We start from the raw sequence: 22,420 nt of genomic DNA, 5'->3' as shown, positions 1-22,420 counted from the left end.
CGTCGGTTCACCGCGCCATCCTGGCGACTGGGCAACACCGGAAACTCACCATGGTCAAGATCCGCCTTACCCGTGGCGGCGCCAAGAAGCGCCCCTTCTACCACATCATCGTCACCGACGTGCGCAGCGCGCGCGACGGCCGCAACATCGAACGCGTCGGTTACTACAACCCGGTCGCCCAGGGCGCCGAGCCGCGCGTGGTGCTGGACCTGGCCCGCGTCGACCATTGGGTGTCCAATGGCGCGCAGCTGACCGACAAGGTGCGCAACCTGTACAAGGAAGCCACCAAGAACCAGGCCGCCGCGGCCTGATTCCGCGGGCCGCGCCCAGCGCGCGGCCCTCGCGTTTGCCCCAATGAAAGACAGCCAGCGCCGCATCCTGCTCGGTCGGGTCCTCGGCGCGTTCGGCATCCGTGGCGAGGCCAAGCTCGAGTCCTGGACCGAGCCGCGCCTCGCCATTTTCCGTTATCAGCCCTGGATCGTGCGCAAGCCCGACGGCAGCGAGAGCAGCCTCAGCGGCGTGCGCGGCCGCGAGTCCGGCAAGTACCTGATCGCCACGCTGCCCGAGGTCACCGACCGCGACGCGGTCGAGGCCCTGCGCGGCACCGAGATCTATGTGGCGCGCAGCAGCCTGCCGCCGCCGCGCCCGGACGAGTACTACTGGGTGGACCTGGAAGGCCTGGACGTGCGCACCGTCGACGGCGTGGCGCTGGGGCAGGTGTCGCACCTGTTCTCCACCGGCGCCAACGACGTGCTGGTGGTGCGCGGCGACCGCGAACGGCTGGTGCCGTTCGTGCAGCCGGACTACATCAAGTCGGTGGATTTCGAGGCCAACCTGGTCGTGGTCGACTGGGACCCCGAGTTCTGAGCGAAGCGGCCATGCGGCCGCTTTGGCGTTTGCCTTTCCCATTCCCCATTCCCGGCTCCCCATTCCCAGCCTCATGCGCATCGACGTCATCAGCCTGTTCCCCGAGTTCGTCGCCCAGTGCGCCGGGTTCGGTGTGGTCGGGCGGGCGCAGGAGCGCGCGCTGCTGGACCTGCACGGCTGGAACCCGCGCGACTACGCCAGCGGCGGCTACCGCAAGGTCGACGACCGCCCGTTCGGCGGCGGCCCGGGCATGGTGATGATGATCGAGCCGCTGCAGGCCTGCCTGGAGGCGGTGCGCGCGGCCGATCCGCAGCCGGCGCCGCTGATCTACCTGAGCCCCCAAGGCCGGCCGCTGACCCAGGCCAAGGCCCGCGAACTGGCCGCGCTGCCGCGGCTGCTGCTGCTGTGCGGGCGCTACGAGGGCGTGGACGAGCGTTTCGTCGCCGCCGCGGTGGACGAGGAAATCTCGATCGGCGACTACGTGCTGTCCGGCGGCGAACTGGCCGCGGCGGTGCTGGTGGACGCGGTCACCCGGCTGCAGGAGGGGGCGCTGAACGACGCCGAATCCGCGGCCCAGGACAGTTTCGAGGGCCCGGACGGCCTGCTCGACTGCCCGCACTACACCCATCCGCGCGAACACGCGCTGGGCGAGGTGCCGGCGGTGCTGCGCTCCGGCAACCACGCCGCGATCGCGCGCTGGCGGCGCATGCAGGCGCTGGGGCGGACCTGGCTGCGGCGTCCGGAACTGCTGGACGAGGCGACGCTGAGCGCGGCCGACCGGCGCCTGCTGCAGGAATTCCGCCAGGAGCGGGAGGCGGCGCAGGCCGCCGAACAGGAAAATCCATCCAGGCCCTAGCCATTGCCGCCGGGCTGGGTTAAAATGCCCGGCTTTCCGGCCAGTGCGTTCCGTGCTTGGCCCATCCGATATCGCGCAATCGCCGTGCGGCGACTGCCGGACCACCTCACCAGACACAAGCGGTGCCCACCATGAGCAAGCTCAACAAGACCATCCTGGCCGACTTCGAAGCCGCCCAGATCCAGCGCAAGCTGCCGGAGTTCAACCAGGGCGACACCGTCGTCGTCAACGTCAAGGTGAAGGAAGGCAACCGCGAGCGCGTGCAGGCCTACGAAGGCGTGGTGATCGGCACCAAGAACGCCGGCCTGAACTCCTCGTTCACCGTGCGCAAGATCTCGCACGGCTACGGCGTCGAGCGCGTGTTCCAGACCCACAGCGCCACCATCGACTCGGTCGAAGTGAAGCGCCGCGGCAAGGTCCGCGCCGGCAAGCTGTACTACCTGCGTGGCCTGGAAGGCAAGGCCGCCCGCATCAAGGAAGATCTGGCCGCCGCTGCGCAGGCCAAGGTCGCGCGCCAGGCCGCTGCTGCCGCCGCCAAGGCCGAGTAATCTTCCGGCGACCCTCGGTCGCTGCCGCAACGGCCGCCTTCGGGCGGCCGTTTGCGTTTGTGGGGTTTGGATCGCGCCGCGCGGGAGCGGAGCCGTCATGTCCGCGATGGCGGGTCTGGCCGTTTTTGTGGCAGGAGTTTCAGCCGTGTCCCACAGGGGCTTGGCGCCCTTGTGGGAGGGACTTCAGTCCCGACGCGTGACGGTGTCGGACGGCTTTGGGCTTCGATCGCTGCGGTTGCATGACAGTCGACTCCCGCACAGACAAGGGCGCCTGTGGATCGAGACGCGAGCGCAGCTTTTAGCGCGCCGGATCCTGCGCCACCGCCACGTCGGCGACCGGTGCCGGCGGCTGCGCCGGCACTTCCGCCGGATGCGCCACGGTCTCCGGCCGCGACGGCGCCAGCATCCGCGCGGTGCGCCAGTTGCCCCAGCGGTAATACGCCAGCGACAGCAGCATCGCGCAGGTGGTGCTGGTCGGGAAGCTCCACCACACCGCATCCACGCCCAGCTGCGGCTGCAGCAACTGCGCGAACGGCACGCGGATGCCCCAGAGCGACAGCGCCAGGATCAGCAGCGGCGGGACCACCGCACCGGTGGCGCGGACCACGCCGGAGATGACGAAGGTGACGCCGAAGAACAGGAACGACCACACCGCGATGTGGTTGAGGTGGCGCGCGATCTCCAGCGCCGCGCTGTGCGGCGGCAGGAACAGCGCCAGGGTCCAGCGGTCGAACAGGATCAGCGGCGCGATCAGCGCGCCGGTCAGCAGGAAGTTGAACAGCACGCCCTTGCGCGCGGTCGCCGCGACCCGGTCCCAGCGCTGCGCGCCGACGTTCTGCGCGGCCATCGACGAGCAGGCCGCGCCGATCGCCATCGCCGGCATCTGCAGGTAGGCCCACAGCTGCAGCGCCGCGCCGTAGGCCGCGGAGGTGGCGGTGCCATAGCCGTTGACCAGCGAGATCATCACGATCATCGCCAGCGAGATCAGCACCATCTGCAGGCCCATCGGCACGCCCTTGACGATCAGCGCACGCAGGATCGGCAGGTCGAGCCGGAACAGCCGCGCGTCGCGGCGGCCCAGCCACAGCACGTGGCGCTTGTGCCGCAGGTACAGCAGCAACCCGGTCAGCGACACCGCCTGCGCGATCAGCGTGGCCCAGGCCGCCCCGGCGATGCCCAGCTTGGGGAACGGCCCCAGCCCGAACAGCAGCAGCGGGTTGAAGCCGATGTCCAGCACCACCGACAGCAGCAGGAAGCGGAACGGCGTGCGCGAATCGCCGGTGCCGCGCAGCGCCGCCGACAGGAACGCGAAGGTGTACAGCAGCGGCATCGCCAGGAAGATCACCCGCAGATAGGCCTCGGCCAGCGGCAGCGAAGCCGCCGGCGTGCCCATCGCCGCCAGCAGGTGCCGCGCCAGCCACCAGCCGCCGGCGGCGATCAGCACCGAGATGCCGATGAAGAAGGTGGCGCTGGTGCCCATCACCCGCCGCGCCTGGGCCACGTCGCCGCGGCCCATCGCCTGGCCGATCAGGATGGTGGCGGCCATGCCGATGCCGAACACCGAACCGATCAGGAAGAACATGATGCTGTTGGCGTTGGCCGCGGCGGTGAGCGCCGCTTCGCCGAGATAGCGGCCGATCCACACGGCATTGACCGAGCCGTTGAGCGATTGCGCGATGTTGCCGGCCAGGATCGGCAGCGAGAACAGCAGCAACTGGCGGCCGATCGGGCCTTCGGTGAGCGCAGCGGGCTTGGTCATCGCGGGTCGGGAGCGAGCGTAAGCCGGCCACACTAGCATCGACGGATGTCGGCGGGGCGATGGGCGGATCTGGGTCTGCGCAGCGTTTTTGTGCAGCAGGCGGGTGGGGGAGCGGACCTGCGCCACCCCATGGCGGGTGGCATGCGCCCTCACGGGGGTGGCCGGTCCTATCCGAGTCGCGGTGGTGCGCTGCGGCGAGGATGGAACTGCGTTCGGCACGGCTCGGGTCATGTGCTTGGTGCCGAGTAGGGGGCGAAGCCAGCACCTGCATGGGACATGAAACCTGGGCGAGCCGTCCTCCGGGGCGCCTGCCTCGAGGGCGCTCGCTCCCTGCCAACCCATTCATCCCGGAAAGGTGAGCTCCTGCGGCGCGGTGCTTGCATTGGTGCGATCGCATCGCCATCTGTGCGGAGAGACGTGTGCGCCGCGCATGCCCTCGGGCGGCACGATGGTGTCCGATCCGGCGTCGCCTTTCGACGGCCTGCAATCCCCAACGCGAGTGGATGTCGAGCAACGCAATGAATGAATCTGTCGTACAAGCTGCCGCGGTGCGCCTGGATGTCTGGCTGTGGGCCGCGCGCTTCTTCAAGACCCGCAGCCTGGCCAAGCAGGCGGTGGAGACCGGCAAGGTGGACGTGGCCGGGCAGCGGCCGAAATCCTCGCGCGCGGTGCGCGTGGGCGAGCAGGTGCGCGTGCAGCGCGGCGACGAGGTGTTCGAGATCCAGGTGCTGGGGCTCAGCGACACCCGCGGCCCGGCCAGCGTGGCGCAGACCCTGTACCTGGAGAGCGAGGCCTCGCGCGAGCGCCGCGCGCAGTTGCGCGCGCAGCGCAGCGCCGAGCGCAACGGCTACCAGGCGCCGGAGGGCAAGCCGGACAAGCGCGCGCGGCGGCTGATCCGCGCGCTGGGGGATCTGGACGCGCTGTAGCCGAACGCGATGGATGCCGTGTGTTCCTCAGGCGACACTGTCTCGATATCCGCCCGAGGATGGCCTGTGGACCTGCCGGCCGTTCGCGTCGATGGATGCCACGACGCGGTTAGCGTGCTGCGGTCGCGGCTGAAGCCGCTCCTACGGCGAGTGGTGCGTGCTGTGGCATCGGCTTCAGCCGCGACGCGCTGCGTCGTCGAAACCATGCCGTCGTCTCTGCCGCATATTCGAAGTGTGGCGGTTGCCCTCACACTCGCGACAACGCCCCGGCGAGCGGGGCGTTGTCGTCATGCAGGCAGGACAAACGAGGCGCCGCTGCGGCGCCCCGTCTGCCGTCGTCAGGCGGCCAGGTCGAAGCGATCCAGCTGCATCACCTTGGTCCAGGCGGCGACGAAGTCGCGCACGAACTTCGCCTGCGCGTCGGCGCTGGCGTAGACCTCGGCCACGGCGCGCAGCACCGAGTTGGAGCCGAACACCAGGTCGGCACGCGTGCCGGTCCACTTCACGGCGCCGTTCTTGCGGTCGCGGCCTTCGTAGACGTCCTTCATCTCCGAGGTCGCCTTCCACTCGGTGCCCATGTCCAGCAGGTTGGCGAAGAAGTCGTTGCTGAGCACGCCCGGGCGATCGGTGAACACGCCGTGCGCGGACTGGCCGCTGTTGGCGCCGAGCACGCGCAGGCCGCCGACCAGCACGGTCATCTCCGGTGCGGTCAGGGTCAGCAACTGCGCCTTGTCGATCAGCAGCGCTTCGGCCGACAGCGCGTAACGGCGCCTGGCGTAGTTGCGGAAACCATCGGCGATCGGTTCCAGCACCGCGAACGATTCCACGTCGGTCTGTTCCTGCGAGGCGTCCATGCGGCCCGGCACGAACGGCACCTCGACGATCTGTCCGGCCAGCTTGGCCGCCTGTTCCACCGCGGCGGCGCCGCCGAGCACGATCAGGTCGGCCAGCGAGATCTTCTTGCCGCCGCTCTGCGCGCCGTTGAACTGCGCCTGGATGCGCTCCAGCGTGGCCAGGACCTGCGCCAGTTGTGCCGGCTGGTTGACCTCCCAATCCTTCTGCGGGGCCAGGCGGATGCGCGCGCCGTTGGCGCCACCGCGCATGTCCGAGCCGCGGAAGGTGGACGCCGCGGCCCAGGCGGTTGACACCAGCTGCGCCACGCTCAGCCCGGAATCGAGCAGGGTCTTCTTGAGCGCGGCGATGTCCTGCGCATCGACCAGCGGATGGTCCACGGCCGGGATCGGGTCCTGCCACAGCAGTTCTTCGGCCGGCACGTCCGGGCCGAGGTAGCGCGCACGCGGGCCCATGTCGCGGTGGGTCAGCTTGAACCAGGCGCGGGCGAAGGCATCGGCGAACTGCTGCGGGTTCTCCAGGAAGCGGCGCGAGATCTTCTCGTAGGCCGGGTCGAAGCGCAGCGCCAGGTCGGTGGTGAGCATGGTCGGCAGGTGCTTCTTCGACGGGTCGTGCGCGTCGGGGATCACCGCCTCGGCGTTCTTGGCCACCCACTGGTGGGCGCCGGCCGGGCTCTTGCTCAGTTCCCACTCGAACTTGAACAGGTGCTCGAAGAACTCGTTGGTCCACTGCGCCGGCTTGGTGGTCCAGGTCACTTCCAGGCCGCTGGTGATGGTGTCGCCGCCCTTGCCGCTGCCGAAGCTGTTGGACCAGCCCAGGCCCTGGCTTTCCAGGTCGGACGCTTCCGGCTCGGCGCCGACGTGGTCGGCCGGGCCGGCGCCGTGGGTCTTGCCGAAGGTGTGGCCGCCGGCGATCAGTGCCACGGTCTCTTCGTCGTTCATGGCCATGCGGCCGAAGGTGTCGCGGATGTCCTTGGCCGCCAGCAGCGGGTCGGGGTTGCCGTCCGGACCTTCCGGGTTGACGTAGATCAGGCCCATCTGCACCGCGGCCAGCGGGTTTTCCAGGTCACGGGTGTGGCGCACTTCGCTGTCGTCGTCCTTCACCAGCACGCCGTGCGCCTCGTCCACGCCCGGCGAGCCGTGCGAATACCGCTCGTCGCCGCCCAGCCACTTGGTCTCGCGGCCCCAGTACACGTCCTGGTCCGGCTCCCAGGTGTCGGCGCGGCCGCCGGCGAAGCCGAAGGTCTTGAAGCCCATCGATTCCAGCGCGACGTTGCCGGTGAGGATGAGCAGGTCGGCCCAGGAGATGGCCTGGCCGTACTTCTGCTTGATCGGCCACAGCAGGCGCCGCGCCTTGTCCAGGCTGACGTTGTCCGGCCAGCTGTTGAGCGGAGCGAAACGCTGCTGGCCGCGGCCACCGCCGCCACGGCCGTCGCCGGTGCGGTAGGTGCCGGCGCTATGCCAGGCCATGCGCACGAACAGCGGGCCGTAGTGGCCGAAGTCGGCCGGCCACCAGTCCTGCGAATCGGTCATCAGCGCATGCAGGTCGCGCTTGAGCGCTTCGAGATCGAGCTGCTTGAACGCCTTGGCGTAATCGAACTGCGGGTCCAGCGGGTTGGAACGGGCCGAATGCTGGTTGAGCAGGTCCACGCGCAACTGCTTGGGCCACCAGTCGCGATTGCTGGTGCCGCTGCCGCTGGCAGCCTGGTGGAACGGGCATTTCGATTCGCTGGTCATGGGAGGCTGCCTTGGCTCTTGGTGGACGAGATGGGGTGGCTCGGCGCCGCGATCATACGGCGGCGACACGGTGAAACTGGAGACACGATAGGCGGAAGCCGCGATTTAGAGAATTCGAATTATTCTAATCAATCGATAGGGCTCGACTATCGCATCGATGGCGGTGCGCGGTGTGGCCGCGCATTGCTCGCTTGCCGGCACTCCCTGCAGTGGCCGCATGCTGCGTGCGTCCCGGGCAGGACTCAGTCGACCGGCATCACGTCGAAATCGCCACCCAGCACGCGCTCCAGGCGTCCGCTGCGCCAGCCGCGGACGCTGTCGCGCACCAGTGGCGAAGGCGCGATCCGATAGCGTCGGCATACCCGCAGTTCGTCCTCGCCGATGGGCGCGCGCCGTGCCTGCCCGGGCAGGTCCGGGGCGACCCGCACCTGCACCGCGAGCCGGCGCAGGGTCGGTTCGTCGACCTCCTGTTCCTGCACGTGCAGGCCGACTTCCGCGTCCAGCAACGCCAGTGCCCCGAAGCCGGCGATGGCCAGCCAGGCGCGGCCTTGCTGCGGATCCTGTGCCAGCACCTCCACCCGCATGTTGCGCTGCTCGGCCCAGGCCAGATACATCTGCAGCAGACGTTGCCACCACTGCCGCGCTTCGGCCGGATGCCGGTGCAGCTCGCTGGCGCCGATGCGCAGGTCCAGCAGCGCATCCTGCGGGCGTTGCTCCTGCAGCGCGGTGCTGGCCAGGTGCAGCAACCACAGCAACTGGGTCAGGCGCGCCACGAACTCGCCATCGCGCTGGGCGCCGCCGTCCAGCCGCGCGCGCAGGCGCACGGCGGTGGCCAGCGCGCTTTCGATGCGGTCGCGGCGCTCGATCCGGTCCAGCACCTGGAAGCGGCCGGGTTGCGACCAGAAATCGCGCTCGCCCATGGCGGCGAAATCGGCCTCGCGCGCCTGCCGCCAGGCCGGCGCGGCGTGCGATTCCTGCAGGCGATGCAAGGCCGCATCCAGGCGCGGCAGGACCGCGCTGTCTGCGTTGGGCGCGTACACCAGGTCGCGCAGATCCGTGGGCGTGGCGGGGTCGACCGCGGCGGGCAGGGGTTCCGGCGGCGGCGGCGCGTCCGCTGCGATGAAGCGCACGTCGAGGCGGTCGCCGGCGCCGCGCACGAACAGGAACTGGTCGCCTTCGGGGGCGCGTTGCTCGACGATGCTGCGTGCCAGGGGCGCAAGCAGATGCTGTTCGATCGCGCGGCGCAGCGGCCGCGCGCCCAGGTCCGGAGTGAAGCCGCGGTCGAGCAGGAACTCGATCGCCGACGGCTCCCATTCCACCGCCCAGGCGCGATTGCGCAGGCCGCGCCGGGTCAGCGTGCGATCCAGTTCCTTGTGCAGGATCTCGCGCATCAGCGCCCGATCCAGCGGGTTGAACAGCACCACTTTGTCGAGCCGGTTGACGAACTCGCGGCGGAAGGTCTCGTACACCGCCTTTTCCACCGCGTTGCGCGAGTAGCCGCCGGCGACGGTGGCGAAGCCGGGGCCGGCGCCGCGGGCCAGCGTGGCGCCGACGTTGCTGGTGAGAATGATGATGCTGTGGCGGAAGTCGGCGGTGTTGCCGTTGCGGTCGCTCAGGCGGGCGTCGTCGAACACCTGCAGGAACAGGTCCCAGACCTTGGGGTGGGCCTTCTCGAACTCGTCCAGCAGCACCACCGAGAACGGCTGCTCGCGGATGCGCGCGATCAGCGTGCGCTGCCCGGCGCTGTCGTCGCCGGTGAGCCGGTACAGCGCGTCCTCGCCCTGGAACTCGCTCATGTCCAGGCGCAGCAGGCGCTCGGGAGTGCCGAACAGCAGTTCGCCCAGTGCCTTGGCCAATTCGGTCTTGCCGGTGCCGGTCGGGCCGGCGAACAGGAACACGCCGATCGGGCGGCGGCTGTCGATCAGTCCGGCCTTGAGCATGGCGATACGGTCGAGCAGGGTCTCCACCGCCTCGTCCTGGCCCAGCACGCGCTTGCGGAAGAAACGGCGCAGCGTCTCCAGTTCCAGCCGTTGGCGATCGTCGATCACCTCCAGCGGCAGCCCGCTGCGCCTGGCCACCGCCTGCAGCAGGGCATCGTCGTCCAGCGGCAGGCGTGCGTCGTCGCCGTCCTTCGCGGCCTGCAGGGTCTCGTCGAGCAGTTGCAGCAGGCGGCCGGGTTCGTGCTGATCGGGGAAGTACTGCGCGGCGAGGCGTTCGGCTTCGGCCAGGGCGCGCGCGTCGATCACCTCGGTCTGCAGCGCCTGCGCCTGGGCCTGCGCCCACTGTGCGCCGATCTGCGCCAGCGCGGTGGACGCGGCCGGTGCCAGCGTCACCACTTCGAAGCGCGAACGCGTGGTCGGCCGTGCCACCTGCAACTGCGCCAGTTGCCGCGGCGTGATCTCGCCGATCAGGCGCAGCTCACCGCGCTCCAGCGCCGGCAGCACCAGATCGAGGATGCCGCGCGGATCGCGCGAATGTGCGCCCTTGTGCAGCAGGTCGTAGAAGTCCGGCGCGCGCCACAGGGCGCGCTCGCGGTGCAGCACCGCCAGCATCTCGCGGATGCGTCCCTCCAGTTCGCCGATGTAGCTCTGCCCCGCCAGGATCTCCGCGGCGGAGGCCTCGAACACACGCCAGCCTTCGCCGAGCAGGCGTTCGCTGAGCAGGTCGATCAGCACGCTCTTGCCCACGCCGTGCTCGCCGACCAGCAGCACCGGCTGCGGAGGCGTGGTCACCACGTGCTCGTAGGCGCGCTGCAAGGCCGCGTCCAGCCCCGGGTGGTGCAGGCGCAGGCGCGCCGGCACCGCGGCGACGACACGGCCGAAGCCGCCGAGCACGCGCTGCTCGCGACGCTGCTTGCGTGCGTCGTGCAGGCGCTGCAGGAACGGCTCCAGCACGGGTTCCTTGAACTGCGCCAGGGTGTCGCCGAGTGCGGTCAGCGCTGCATCGTCGAGTTCGTCGAAATCCACCGGGCGGTCCGCCGGGGCCTTGCTTGCGGCCCACTGCAGATAGGCGCGCAGGCGTTGCCGGAACGGGACGACGTTCCACCACCAGTCGCGTGCGTGGCGCAGCAGCGCGTGCAGATGGTCGGCATCCGGCAGGCGCTGCAGGTAGTCGAACAGGAAACTCAGCGGATACGAGCCCAGGTGCGGGAGCACGTCCAGGACCGCGTCCGCATCCTGGGGGCGGCGTTGCGCCAAGGCCTGCGCTGCCATGCATGGCAGCACGTAGCCTGGGCTGCCCAGCGCCTCGACCAGTTCCTGATGGGAGAACTCCGCGCCCGCCAGCAGCGCCACGCCTTGCTGGAACTGCGGAATCTGTGCCAGATCGGCAGGGCTGTGGATCTGCTCGTCCTGTGCTTCCACCTGCTGGCGCAGCCGCTGCAGATGCTGCGCCGGGGTCTCCAGCGTTGCCTCGGGCGCGGCGTGGTGGTTGTTGCTGGCGTCGGTCGCCGGTGCAGGCCGCTGTGCGGAGGCGCTGCGCCCAAGAGGGCGCGCCAGATGCAACAGCACCGCACCGACGACCACGCCGATGGCGAAAAGGGCAAATTCCATCATCGTCGCCTCAGTCCTGGATGCCGCGACGGCCGCTGCGCGGATGTGGCGCCCGCATGGCACCTGCGATGGTGCAGCTGACCGGGGGGCGTGACGACGTTCGCGAGCGTGGCTGCATGCGTTCCCTCGTTGGATGTAGCCGTCGCGGACGCGTGCGGCCTGTGCTGGTGTGCGCGGCCCCGTTTGCGACGGAGCGGGGCGGTGCGTTCGCCGTCGAGTATAGAAGTCCGTGTTTCCTCCAGGCGACAGCGTCGCTGCGCAGTGCGACACCGATCGGACTGCAGCGCCAGGCGGGCTGCCTGACGCACCAGCGCCTCCCGTTGGCGGCGCCTGCCCACTATCCTGTCGCGATGACCCAACGCGCCACCCGTCTGCTGCGCCTGCTCGACGCCCTGCGCGGGCGACGCCGGCCCGTGGCCGGGGCGCAGCTCGCCGCCGATCTGGGAGTGAGCCTGCGCACGCTGTACCGTGACATCGCCAGCCTGCGCGGGCAGGGCGCCGACATCCTCGGCGACCCGGGCGTGGGCTACGTGCTGCGCCCGGGCTTCCTGCTGCCGGAGTTGAACTTCAGCGAGGACGAGTTGGAAGCGCTGACCCTGGGCGCGCGCTGGGTGGCTAGCCAGGCCGATCCGGAACTGGCGCAGGCCGCGCAGCGCGCCATCACCCGGATTGGGGCGTCGCTGCCGGCGCCGTTGCGGCTGGCGCTGGAGACCAGCGGATTGCTGGTGCCCGCGGCGACGCCCGCGCAGCCGGCGGCACCGTGGCTGCCGGTGCTGCGTCGTGGCATCCGCCTGGAACACGTGCTGCACATGGACTACGCCGATGCCGGCGGCGTCGCCTCGCAACGGCGCATCTGGCCGTTCGCGATGGCCTTCCTGGGCGGTTTCGGCATGATCGCGGCGTGGTGCGAACTGCGCGGCGACTTCCGCCATTTCCGTGCCGACCGGGTGCTGGCGCTGCGCGACGACAGCGAACGCTACCCGACGCGGCGGCATCTGCTGATCCGGCGCTGGCGCGCCGCTACCGGACACGGCGTCGGCTCCTGACAGCAGGTGTCAGCAGGGCACGCGCAGACTGCGTGGCGTCCACCACGGAGTCCGACCATGTCCCACGATCTTGTGCTCTACACCCACCCCATGTCGCGCGGCCGCATCGCGCGCTGGATGCTCGAAGAAACCGGCCTGCCGTACCGCGCGCAGATCCTCGACTACGGCACCGGCATGAAGACGCCGGCGTATCTGGCGATCAACCCGATGGGCAAGGTGCCGGCGCTGGTCCACGGCACCACCACCGTCACCGAGAACGCGGCGATCTGCGCCTACCTGGCCGACCTGGTGCCGGAGCGGCAACTGGCGCCGCCGCTTGGATCGCCGGCGCGTGGCGATTACTACCGCTGGCTGTTCCTGCTGGCCGGCCCGGCCGAGGCGTTCCTGACCGCCAGGCAGCACGGCACGCTGGCCCCGGCGCACAGCGCGGGCTATGGCCATGGCGAGGATTTGCTGGACATGCTGGAGCAGGGCGTCGCCGGTCGCGAGCATCTGGCCGGCGATCGCTTCAGCGCAGCCGACCTGTATGCCGCGGCGTTCCTCGGCTTCTACACGCGCATCGGTGTGCTGCAGGCACGGCCGGCGTTTGTCGCCTTCGTGCAGCGGCACATGGCGCGGCCGGCGGCGCAGCGGGCCGCGGCCATCGACGATGCGTTGCTGGCGGCGCATCCCAACCCGTTCATGCCGCGCCCTAACGCCGTGCCGGCGAGCGCCTAGCGGGAAGTGGGATGACTGGTGGTTGGGTGTGCCGTGCGGGCGGACCCTCACCCCAACCCCTCTCCCGACGGGAGAGGGGCTTGCAGCCTTTCCTTCTCCCACTGGGAGAAGGTGCCCCGAAGGGGCGGATGAGGGTGCGGGCGCAGCCTCGTGCGTCCTGACACTGCGAGACGCTTCGCGCCGGACCCTCACCCCAACCCCTCTCCCGGTGGGAGAGGGGCTTTGGCGCTTCCCTTCTCCCCTTGGGAGAAGGTGCCCCGAAGGGGCGGATGAGGGTGCGGGCGCAGCCTCGTGCGTCCTGACACTGCGAGACGCTTCGCGCCGGACCCTCACCCCAACCCCTCTCCCGGGGGGAGAGGGGCTCTAGCGCTTTCCTTCTCCCCTTGGGAGAAGGTGCCCCGCAGGGGCGGATGAGGGTGCGGGCTCAGCCTCGTGCACCCTGACGCTGCGAGACGCTTCGCGCCGGACCCTCACCCCAACCCCTCTCCCGGTGGGAGAGGGGCTTTGGCGCTTCCCTTCTCCCACTGGGAGAAGGTGCCCCGCAGGGGCGGATGAGGGTGCGGGCGCAGCCTCGTGCACCCTGACACTGCGAGACGCTTCGCGCCGAACCCTCACCCCAACCCCTCTCCCGGGGGGAGAGGGGCTGAATCGCAGGCCGCCTATAGCAGCGACTTGAGCCGGTACAGCGCTTCCAGCGCCTGCTTGGGCGTGAGTTCGTCCGGATCCAGCGCCGCCAATGCTTCCTGCGCGGCGGAGGGCGTGGCCGCGAACAGGCCGAACTGCTGCGGCGCGTCCAGCGCCTGCGGCGCCATCTGCGAGGCGTGGCTCTCGCCGCCGCGTTGTTCCAGTTCCGCCAGGCGTCGCCGCGCCTGCGCCACCGTGGCCTTGGGCAGGCCGGCCAGCGCCGCCACCTGCAGGCCGAAGCTGCGGTTGGCCGGGCCGTCCTTGACCGCGTGCATGAACACCAGGCGGTCGCCGTGCTCGACCGCGTCCAGGTGCACGTTGGCGATGCCACTGGCACCGCCTTCGACCGATTCGTCGGCCAATGCGGTCAGTTCGAAATAGTGCGTGGCGAACAGCGTGTAGCAGCGGTTGTGGTGGGCGAGATGGCGCGCCACCGCGTCGGCCAGCGCCAGGCCGTCGTAGGTGGAGGTGCCGCGGCCGATCTCGTCCATCAGCACCAGCGACTGCGCGGTGGCGTGGTGCAGGATGTAGCTGGTCTCGGCCATCTCGACCATGAAGGTCGATTGGCCGCGGGCCAGGTCGTCGCCGGCGCCGATGCGGGTGAGGATGCGGTCGATCGGGCCGATCACCGCGCGCCGCGCCGGCACGTAGCTGCCGATGTGCGCGAGCAGCACGATCAGCGCGTTCTGGCGCATGTAGGTCGATTTACCGCCCATGTTCGGGCCGGTGATCACCAGCATGCGGCGGTCGGGGTGCAGGTCCAGGTCGTTCGGCTCGAACGGCTGCTCGCGCACCGCTTCCACCACCGGGTGGCGGCCGCGTTCGATGCGCAGGCAGGCGCCGGTCTCGAGTTCCGGCTGGGTCCAGTCCAGCGCCTGCGCGCGTTCGGCGAAGCCGGCCAGCACGTCCAGTTCGCTGAGCGCGGCGGCGGCGCGCTTGAGCGGCTCCAGGCGCTCGCCCAGCGTGTCCAGCAACCCTTCGTAGAGCAGCTTCTCGCGCGACAACGCGCGCTCGCGCGCCGACAGCACCTTGTCCTCGAAGTTCTTCAGTTCCTCGGTGATGTAGCGTTCGGCGTTGGTCAGGGTCTGGCGCCGGCTGTAGTGCACCGGCGCCTTGTCGGCCTGGCCCTTGCTGATTTCGATGTAGTAACCATGCACGCGGTTGTAGCCGACCTTCAGCGTGGCGATGCCGCTGTTGGCGCGTTCGCGCGCTTCCAGGTCGATCAGGAACTGGTCGGCGTTGGTGCTGAGCCGGCGCAGCTCGTCCAGTTCGGCGTCGTAGTCGGCGGCGATGACGCCGCCGTCGCTGAGCTTGAGCGGTGGCTGCTCGGCGATCGCCGAGGCGAGTAGGTACGCGATCTCGTCGTGCTGGCCCAGCTCCGCCCCCAACGCCGCCAGCCGCGGCGAATCCAGCGGCGCCAGGACCGCGCGCACCTTCGGCAGCAGGCCCAGGCCGTCGCGCAGGGTGGAGAAGTCGCGCGGGCGCGCCGAACGCAGGGCGACGCGGGTGAGGATGCGTTCGATGTCGCCGAGCGCGCGGAACGCCTCGCGCAGGTCGGCGTCGGCGCCGCGGTCGATCAGCGTGCCGACTGCATGGTGGCGCTGCACCAGCACCTCGCGCAGGCGCAGCGGGCGGTGCAGCCAGCGCCGCAGCAGGCGCCCGCCCATCGGCGTGACCGTGCTGTCGAGCACGCCGAGCAGAGTGTTGCGGGTGTCGCCATCGACGCGCGTGTCCAGCTCCAGGTGGCGGCGGGTGGCCGCGTTCATCGCGATCGCCTCGCCGGCGGTCTCCATCGCGATCGCGGTCAGGTGCGGCAGGCGCTGCTTCTGGGTTTCCTCCACGTAGCCGAGCAGGGCGCCGGCGGCGGCGGTGGCGCGCGGCTTGTCGTCGATGCCGAAGCCGCTCAGATCGTGCAACTGGAAGAACGCCAGCAACTGGCGGCGGCCGCTGTCGGCATCGAACAGCCACGGCGGCCGGCGGCGCACGCCGCGGCGCTCGCGCAGGAACTCCGGCCACTGGTCCTCGTCGGGCACCAGCAGTTCGGCCGGCTCCAGCCGCGCCAGCTCCGCTTCCAGCGCGTCCTCGCTGTCGACCTCGTTGACCAGGAAGCGGCCGCCGGCCAGGTCGGCCCAGGCCAGGCCGTAGCCGTGCTTGTTGCGTGCGATCGCCATCAGCAAGGTGTCGCGGCGCTCGTCCAGCAGGGCCTCGTCGGTCACCGTGCCGGGAGTGACGATGCGCACCACCTTGCGCTCGACCAGGCCTTTGGCCAGCGCCGGATCGCCGATCTGCTCGCAGATCGCCACCGACTCGCCCAGCGCCACCAGCCGTGCCAGGTAGCCCTCGTAGGCATGCACCGGCACCCCGGCCATCGGGATCGGTGCACCGCCGGAACTGCCGCGCTGGGTCAGGGTGATGTCCAGCAGCCGCGCGGCCTTGCGCGCGTCGTCGTAGAACAGTTCGTAGAAATCGCCCATGCGGAAGAACAGCAGCAGGTCCGGGTACTCGGACTTTGCGGCGAAGAACTGTTTCATCAGCGGGGTGTGCTCCGCTGCGCTTCCGGGGACTTGGGTCTTTTCTCGATTCTGCATCTGATTCAGTGACTTAATGAATTTCGGGGTGGCTTTCCGTGGACAAGTATGGACGGGTGCCGGCAGCAAATGACAGCGTGGCGCGGCGCCAACGCGGTGCATGGTTCGATGCGCCACCTGCCGATCCAAGGTGCAACGTCCGGGGCGCACCGTTTCCACGGACAACGGCAGGAAGGTCAATCGCGAGACAGCGAATGTCCGGTGCGTACGCGGCACGTGCAATGCCGAGTCCGCAGCAACTGCGTGCGAGTCGTCTCGGTGCCAGCTGCAATTGTCCGTAAAAAAGTGGATCGGCGACAGCGCGCAGTGCAATTTCCGAGCATGCGGCGGAGGATCGGCCACACGGTGACGTTGTGCCGTTTGAATGCCCGGGTGTCGCTCCGCTTAGGACTGTTTCGCCGTTGGAGAAGCTAAGATCCGGGCTTGTGTAGAGCCGGAGGCGTCCATGATCGATCGTCGTACCTTTCTTGCCACGGGTGTCGTGGCCGTCGCCGCGGGCTTCAGCGCATCCGCCGCCCGGATCGTGGCCGCGCCGCGCCCGAAAGGGCCGGCACCGTGGGGCGCCGTGCCAAGCGCGCGGCAGCTGCGCTGGCACCGGTGGGAACAATACGCCTTCGTGCATTTTGCGATGAACACCTTCACCGACAAGGAATGGGGTTACGGCGACGAAGATCCGCGCAAGTTCGATCCCAGCGATTTCTCCGCCGATCAGATCGTCGCCGCGGCCAAGGCCGGCAACCTCAAGGGGATCATCTTCACCGCCAAGCACCACGATGGCTTCTGCCTGTGGCCGACGCGCCTGACCGAGCATTGCATTCGCAATTCGCCCTACAAGAACGGCAAGGGCGACATCGTCGGCGAAATGGCCGCGGCGTGCCGGCGTGCCGGCCTGGCCTTCGGCATCTATCTCTCGCCCTGGGATCGCAACCACGCCGAGTATGGCCGCCCCGGCTATCTCGACTATTTCCGTAAGCAGATCGTCGAGCTGTGCACGGGTTATGGCGACCTGTTCGAGTTCTGGTTCGACGGCGCCAATGGTGGCGACGGTTACTACGGTGGAGCGCGCGAAACCCGCAAGATCGATGCGCCCGCCTACTACAACTGGCCGCGGATGATCGAGCTGGTGCACCAACACCAGCCGATGGCCTGCACCTTCGATCCGCTGGGGGCAGATATCCGTTGGGTCGGCAACGAGGAGGGCGTGGCCGGCGATCCGTGCTGGCCGACCATGCCCAATGCGCCTTACACGCAGGAAAACGGCAATGCCGGCGTGCGGGGCGGGGCGCTGTGGTGGCCTGCGGAAACCAACACCTCGATCCGCCCGGGCTGGTTCTACCATGCCGACGAAGACGGCAAGGTGCGCAGCCCGGAGAATCTGGTGCGCTACTTCGATACGTCGGTCGCGCGCGGCACCAACATGAACCTCAATCTTCCGCCGGACCGACGCGGCCGCATCGCCGACCATGACGTCGCGGTGTTGAAGAGCTTCGGCGACGCGATCCGCGCCAGCTTCGCCATCGATCTGGCCAAGGGCGCCAAGGCCAGCGCCAGCGCGTCGCGCGGTCCCGGGTTCGAGCCGGAGCGTGTGCTCGACCGCCAGCCGGACAGCTACTGGTCCACGCCGGACGACGTCACCACGCCGACGCTGACGCTGGAGCTGTCGGCGGCGCACAGCTTCGACCTGATCAGGCTGCGCGAATACCTGCCGCTGGGCGTGCGCGTCACCCGCTTCGCGATCGACGCCGAGGTGGACGGGCAGTGGCAGCGCTTGGCCGAAGCGCAATGCATCGGCGCGCAGCGGATCCTGCGGCTCGATCGTCCGGTCGCCGCGCGCCGTGTGCGCCTGCGTGTGCTCGAGGCGCCGGTCTGTCCGGCGATCAGCGAATTCGCGCTGTTCCGCGCGGTGGCGCCCGTTGCGGTCGCGCGGCCCACGACGAACGCGCCGGACGTGCTGTCCACCGCGGGTTGGCGCATCGTCGCGGCCAGTGCGCCGGGAGCGGAGACGTTGCTCGACGACGATGCCGGCACGATCTGGGTCGTGCCCGCTCCCACGCCGGGCCATCCCGTGCAGGTGACCATCGACCTCGGTGCGCTGCGCCAGGTCGCCGGCTTCAGCCTCACCCCCTCGCGCACGGTGATGAACGGTGCGGCACCGCCGAAGGGCTATCGCGCCGAAAGCAGCGAGGATGGCCAGCACTGGCAGCCGGCCGGGGGCGGCGAGTTGTCCAATATCGCCTACGCGCTCTCGACCCAGCGGCTGAATTTCCCCGAGGTCCGGCAGATCCGTTACCTGCGGCTGTCGTTCGCCGAAACGGCGCTGCCCGCGGAGCGGCTGGCGATCGCCGGGATTGGTGCCTTCTCGCGCTTGCGGTGAGGGCTGGCGCTCCCTCGCCGCGATGCGCGGTGGGGGAGCGTGCATCGCCGGGGCGATGCAGCGTCGTGGCTGCGGCGACGCTGGCGAGGCGTCGTAGATCGGCTTCGGAATGACGCGCCGCAGGAGCACCGAGTCGGGAGCGCATGACGATGGCGCCGCGCAGCGCCTTGAAAGCGCGCGACCGCCTCAGGCGACGAACGGCCGCGGCCTGGTGCGCACACTCTTCAGCGCCAGCCGCGCAGGCACCAATCCGGGCGCGGTCGCTTCCAGTGTCAGCGTGCCGGCATCGCGCGTGGTTTGCAGCAAGGCCATGCACAGACCGTTGAAGGCGCGGCGCTGGTCGGCCTTGTCGGGTTCGTGGCTGGACGGGTCGCCGTTGCCCACGCCGATCAGGCGGCCGGGGCCGCGGACGGCGAAGCGCACGGCGTCGCTGGCGGTGGGCACGACGCGGCCCTTGGCGTCGACGATCTCCACCGCGACCACGGCCACGTCCTCGGCGTCGGCCAGCAGATTCGCCCGTTCGCAGCGCAGGCGTACCGCGGCCGGGGCGCCCACGGTCTCGCGGCGCTGCGTCAGCACCTGTTTGCCGCCGCGGTAGCCGCGCGCTTCGATGCGGCCCGGTGCGTAGCGCACGCGCCACTCGACGTGGCCGTAGGCCGGCACCTGCTGCAGGCCCTGGCTGACGCCGTTGACCAGCAGTTCCACCGCGTCCAGGTTGCTGTGGCACCACACTTCGACCATGCCGTTGTCGCGCTCGTCCAGCAGGCCGTCCCAGTTCCAGTGCGGGAGCAGGTGCAGCACCGGCGCGGTGGTCCATTGCGCGCGGTAGTACCAGTAGTTGTCCTTGGGAAAGCCGCAGCTGTCGAGGATGCCGAACTGCGAGGCCACGTTCGGCCAGCGGTTGTACGGGGTCGGCTCGCCGCGGTAGTCGAAGCCGGTCCAGACGAAGCCGCCGGCGATGTACGGGCGCTGCGCGACATAGCTCCACCAGGCTTCGGCGCTGCTGGCCCACCAGGGGTAGTCGAGGTCGTAGGCGCGGGCATAGCCGCGCACGTCGTCGGTGCGGTAGTTGCCGCGCACGCCGACGGTGCTGCCGGTCTCGCTGCCGTAGACCGGGATCTGCGGATGGCGCGCATGGAAGGCGTCCATCTGTGTGGTGCGGTAGTTGAAGCCCACCACGTCCACGACCTGGCCGACGCCGTCGTCGAAGCCCTTGTCCATGGCGAAGGTGGTGGGGCGGCTCGGGTCCAGGCGCCGCACCAGGCGCTGCATGCGCGCGACGATGCGCGCGCCGCGCGCGGTGACCATCTGCGGCTCTTCGTTGCCCAGCGACCACAGCATCACGCAGGGATGGTTGCGGCCGCGCCGCACCATCGACGTCAGTTCGGCCATGGCCTCGTCGTCGGAGGACATGCGCCGGGTCTCGTCGATCAGCAGCAGGCCCAGCCGGTCGCACAGCTCCAGCACCGCCGGCGAGGCCGGGTTGTGCGCGCTGCGATAGGCGTTGCAGCCCATCGACTTGAGCTGGCGCAGGCGCCACTCGTGCAGGCGGTCGGGAATGGCGGTGCCGACGCCCGCATGGTCCTGATGGTTGTTGGTGCCGTGCAGCTTGTACGCTGCGCCGTTGAGCAATAGCCCGCGCTGCGGATCGAACTGCAGCCGGCGCACGCCGAAGTGCGTGGTGGTGGCGTCGCAGGTGCGGCCATCGCCGAGCAGGCGCGTGGACAGGGTGTAGCGTTGCGGGTTCTCCGGCGACCACGGCGCGGGCGTGCCCAGGTCCAGGGTCTGCTGCACGCGCTGCACCACGCCGGGCTCGACCGTGATCGGCGCGGAACTGGCCTGGGCGACGATGCGCCCGTCCGGCGCGCGGATCACCGAGACCACGCTGCACTGCCGCGGCGTCGCGCCGTGGTTGCCGAGTTCGGTCTCCACCAGCGCCTGCGCGTCGCCGCCGTCCCAGGCGCTGCGCACGTACACACCGTCCATCGGCACGTGCAGCGCGTCGGTGGTGCGCAGCCAGACGTGGCGGTAGATGCCGGCGCCCTCGTAGAACCAGCCTTCGCCGAGGGTTGCGTCCACGCGCACGGCGATGATGTTTTCGGCGCCGTAGTCGAGCACGTCGCTGAGGTCGACTTCGAAGCCGCAGTAGCCGCTGCCGTTGCGGCCGACGATGTGGCCGTTGCAGAACACGATGCAGTCGCGGAACACGCCGTCGAATTCCAGGCTGATCCGCTTGCCCAGGTCTTCCGCCGGAATCTCCAGCACGCGCCGGTACCAGCCGATGCTGGTCTGCGGATCGGTGCGGCCCAGCGGCTTGTAGCCGTGCGCGGCGGCCGGGTCTTCGCCGTCGACCAGGGTCGAAGTTGGGTCCTGGCGCGGCGGCAGCGCCACCGCCCAGTCGTGCGGCAGGTCGATGCGCTCCCAAGCGCTGTCGTCGAAGCCGAGCAGGGCGGCGTCGGCGGTGTCCTTGCCGGCCTTGGCGTAGGTGCGCTGGAAGGTGCCGAAGTTGAAGTCGCGCGCCGGGTCGTCGGCGTGGCCGAGATGGAAGCGCCAGCCGCCATCGCACAGCAGGCGCTGGCGTGGCGCATCGTCGTCCAGATCCAGCGAGAGCGGCGCACTGGCATCGCTGCCGGTGGGCGTGGCGGCCAGCGCGGCCGGTGCCAGCGCCGCGGCCGCGCCGGGCACCGCCACCTGCACGCCGCCGGCGACCAGCGAGCGCAGCAGGTCGCGGCGGCTCAGTTCGATCATGGCTGCGCGTCCTGCGCCGGCGCGGTCGTCGTGGCCGGCGCCGGTCGGTAGGCGTGCTGCATGAAGCCGATGCCGGGCAGCAGTTCGTTGCCGTGGCGGAAGTCGAAGAAGCTGGCGTTCTCCCACGAGGAGCCGACGCCCCAGCGGGTCTTGCAGGTGTTGCTGGTCCAGGCCGATTCCCAGTACACGACGCCGCTGCCGCCGTTGTCGACCACCAACTGCGTGAGGTCGACCAGGTAGTTCAACTGGCCCTGCGGGGTGGCCGGGTAGCCCTTGATCAGCGAGTCGGCGCCGAGCAGGTTGGGCGAGGGGTCGCCGCTTTCCAGCGTCCACGGATAGGCGGTCTCCACCACCATCACTTCGGCCGGATAGCGCTGGCGCAGGCGCTTGATGGTGGCGCCGAGCTGGTCCATGGTCTCGCGCGACCACTTGCGGTAGTAGCTGATGCCGATGAAGTCGAAGTCGCGCACGCCGGCCTTGGCGGCGTCGGCGAACCACGGCTCCACGTTCTCCGGCTGGGCGATATGCAGCATCACCTTGGGCTTGATCGTCGAGCGCGCGCCGGCGTCGCGCACCGCCTGGATGCCGGCGTTGAACAGCTTGGCGTTGCGGGACCAGTCGATCGGCCGGCGCTTGTCCCAGGGCTGGCTGTCCATCAGGTCGGAATTGCTCTCGTTGCCCACCTGCACCAGTTCCGGCATCAGCCCGGCGCGGTCCAGCGCGCTCAGCGTGTCGTAGGTGAAGCCGTACAGCGTGCGCGCCAGTTCGTCCTGGTCGGTGATGTTGGCCCAGGCCTTGGGGATCAGTTGCTTCTCGCCGTCGGCCCAGTCGTCCGAGTAGTGGAAGTCCAGCAGCACCTGCATGCCCTGCGCGCGCGCCCGGCGGATGGTCTTCTTGACGTCGCTCAGGTCGCTGTAGCGGGTCCAGCGCGCATCGTTCCACAGGCGCACGCGCACCAGGTTGGCGCCGTGCGCATGGAACAGCTCGAACGGGTCGCGCACCGCGCCGTGTTCGCGGTACTGCACGCCGCAATCCTCCATCTCGTTGACGTAGGACAGGTCGGCGCCGAGGTACAGCGTGCCGGCGCCGGCCATGGGCGCGGCGAGGGCGGTGGCGAGGGCCAGCGCGAGCGCCGGCAGCCAGGTGCGTCTGGATCGCATGCGGGTCT

The 22,420-nt window shown here is 69.9% G+C and carries 14 protein-coding genes; 8 read left to right on the top strand and 6 right to left on the bottom strand.

The genetic code is table 11. The annotated features are described in order from the left end of the window. The first annotated feature begins 50 nt into the window (after nucleotides 1–50). The 4 genes from rpsP to rplS all read left to right on the top strand — a co-directional run bounded on the left by rpsP (nucleotide 51) and on the right by rplS (nucleotide 2,271). A complete protein-coding gene (gene rpsP / locus CEK68_RS02265) occupies nucleotides 51–311 on the top strand; it encodes a 30S ribosomal protein S16 (RefSeq protein ID WP_010342240.1) in 261 nt (86 codons plus the stop codon). Between the two features lie 43 nt (nucleotides 312–354). Next, nucleotides 355–867, top strand: coding sequence for a ribosome maturation factor RimM (rimM, locus tag CEK68_RS02260; RefSeq protein WP_017907937.1), 513 nt, complete (start codon nucleotides 355–357; stop codon nucleotides 865–867). A 73-nt stretch (nucleotides 868–940) separates the two neighbouring features. Further along, entirely contained in the window at nucleotides 941–1,723 is a 783-nt protein-coding gene (gene trmD / locus CEK68_RS02255; protein WP_152238408.1) for a tRNA (guanosine(37)-N1)-methyltransferase TrmD, read from the top strand. A gap of 131 nt (nucleotides 1,724–1,854) precedes the next feature. Continuing rightward, the gene (rplS, locus tag CEK68_RS02250; RefSeq protein WP_010342237.1) at nucleotides 1,855–2,271 is read left to right on the top strand and encodes a 50S ribosomal protein L19; all 417 of its coding nucleotides are present in this window, start codon (nucleotides 1,855–1,857) and stop codon (nucleotides 2,269–2,271) included. Nucleotides 2,272–2,569: 298 nt separating this feature from the next. Here rplS and CEK68_RS02245 read toward each other — a convergent pair whose 3' ends face one another. Continuing rightward, nucleotides 2,570–4,030: an MATE family efflux transporter gene (locus CEK68_RS02245; protein ID WP_152238407.1), complete on the bottom strand. Its 1,461-nt coding sequence runs from the start codon at nucleotides 4,028–4,030 to the stop codon at nucleotides 2,570–2,572. 518 nt (nucleotides 4,031–4,548) lie between these two features. Between CEK68_RS02245 and CEK68_RS02240 the strand changes: the two genes are divergently transcribed. Further along, a complete protein-coding gene (locus CEK68_RS02240; protein ID WP_043092749.1) occupies nucleotides 4,549–4,956 on the top strand; it encodes an RNA-binding S4 domain-containing protein in 408 nt (135 codons plus the stop codon). 338 nt (nucleotides 4,957–5,294) lie between these two features. Here CEK68_RS02240 and katG read toward each other — a convergent pair whose 3' ends face one another. Next, complete coding sequence (gene katG, locus CEK68_RS02235) at nucleotides 5,295–7,544, bottom strand: catalase/peroxidase HPI (protein ID WP_152238406.1); 2,250 nt, start codon at nucleotides 7,542–7,544, stop codon at nucleotides 5,295–5,297. A 242-nt stretch (nucleotides 7,545–7,786) separates the two neighbouring features. Then, entirely contained in the window at nucleotides 7,787–11,095 is a 3,309-nt protein-coding gene (locus CEK68_RS02230) for an AAA family ATPase (protein WP_226977735.1), read from the bottom strand. A gap of 350 nt (nucleotides 11,096–11,445) precedes the next feature. Between CEK68_RS02230 and CEK68_RS02225 the strand changes: the two genes are divergently transcribed. Further along, nucleotides 11,446–12,141 carry a YafY family protein gene (locus CEK68_RS02225; RefSeq protein ID WP_017907930.1) on the top strand — a complete coding sequence of 232 codons (696 nt, stop codon included), beginning with the start codon at nucleotides 11,446–11,448 and terminating at the stop codon, nucleotides 12,139–12,141. A gap of 57 nt (nucleotides 12,142–12,198) precedes the next feature. Then, nucleotides 12,199–12,858, top strand: coding sequence for a glutathione S-transferase family protein (locus tag CEK68_RS02220; protein WP_152238404.1), 660 nt, complete (start codon nucleotides 12,199–12,201; stop codon nucleotides 12,856–12,858). A gap of 659 nt (nucleotides 12,859–13,517) precedes the next feature. Here CEK68_RS02220 and mutS read toward each other — a convergent pair. Beyond that, a complete protein-coding gene (gene mutS, locus CEK68_RS02215) occupies nucleotides 13,518–16,130 on the bottom strand; it encodes a DNA mismatch repair protein MutS (protein WP_152238403.1) in 2,613 nt (870 codons plus the stop codon). 445 nt (nucleotides 16,131–16,575) lie between these two features. Between mutS and CEK68_RS02210 the strand changes: the two genes are divergently transcribed. Next, complete coding sequence (locus CEK68_RS02210; RefSeq protein ID WP_152238402.1) at nucleotides 16,576–18,504, top strand: alpha-L-fucosidase; 1,929 nt, start codon at nucleotides 16,576–16,578, stop codon at nucleotides 18,502–18,504. A 186-nt stretch (nucleotides 18,505–18,690) separates the two neighbouring features. On the opposite strand, the gene galA is transcribed toward CEK68_RS02210, so the two are convergent. Beyond that, nucleotides 18,691–21,252 (bottom strand): beta-galactosidase GalA, encoded by a 2,562-nt coding sequence (gene galA / locus CEK68_RS02205; protein ID WP_152238401.1) that lies wholly within the window; start codon nucleotides 21,250–21,252, stop codon nucleotides 18,691–18,693. Then, nucleotides 21,249–22,412, bottom strand: a complete 1,164-nt coding sequence (locus CEK68_RS02200) for an arabinogalactan endo-1,4-beta-galactosidase (protein ID WP_152238400.1) — start codon at nucleotides 22,410–22,412, stop codon at nucleotides 21,249–21,251. Before CEK68_RS02200 ends, galA begins: the two co-directional genes overlap by 4 nt. Nucleotides 22,413–22,420 lie beyond the last annotated feature (8 nt).

This window comes from Xanthomonas sp. LMG 12461 (assembly GCF_009192935.1).
GTDB classification, from domain to species: Bacteria; Pseudomonadota; Gammaproteobacteria; order Xanthomonadales; family Xanthomonadaceae; genus Xanthomonas_A; species Xanthomonas_A sontii.
Note: the sequence above shows the minus strand (reverse complement) of the source record. Positions and strands in the feature narration are given on the sequence as shown.